Raw genomic sequence first — 583 nt, forward strand, 5'->3', positions numbered from 1 at the left:
GTGTCCAGAAACAGGAACCTGGCACCACCCGCCGCGTGACTGTGCTGCACGAAACCGCCAGAATCGCGGGGGTGATCTGCAAAGACACCCAGGAAGTTCTCCCGCACATCATGATTCCCCAGCATCAGGAACGTTGGCAGCGGGAACGCCGCCAATTGCTCCTGCAGCCAGCCATAGGCCGCCGGGTCGCCCTCATCCGCCAGATCGCCCGAAATCACGCAGAACGCCGCATCGCGGTGCCACTCAGTAATATCCGCCAGCACCCGGCTGAGATTCGCAGCCGGATCGCCGCCATTCAGCGGCACGCCCGGCGCCATCAGGTGGATATCGGTGAGGTGGATGAATTTCATGGCGCGGTCCCGCAAATCACTGATGCCTATGCCTGCGATCAAATCAGCAGATGCGGCAAAGGGATAGCGCAAAACCGTCAGCCTCCCGGCCCGGGCGCGGCAAACCGCGGCCCTAGAATCAAGAAACGGCGGCGCCCAGGGAGGAGGAGGGGGCACCGCCGTTCTGTCAAACACCGGGTATCAGGGAGGAGGAGACCCCGGTGATCCAAACCCGGCTTTCGGCCGGTATAGGG

The 583-nt window shown here is 63.1% G+C and carries 1 protein-coding gene; it reads right to left on the minus strand.

The features are described 5' to 3' along the window. A partial coding sequence (locus RA21_RS21590; RefSeq protein WP_039152624.1) for a metallophosphoesterase occupies nt 1-350 on the minus strand: 350 nt, incomplete at its 3' end. Nucleotides 351-583 lie beyond the last annotated feature (233 nt).

Source organism: Leisingera sp. ANG-DT, assembly GCF_000813785.1.
In the GTDB taxonomy this organism is placed as follows: Bacteria; Pseudomonadota; Alphaproteobacteria; order Rhodobacterales; family Rhodobacteraceae; genus Leisingera.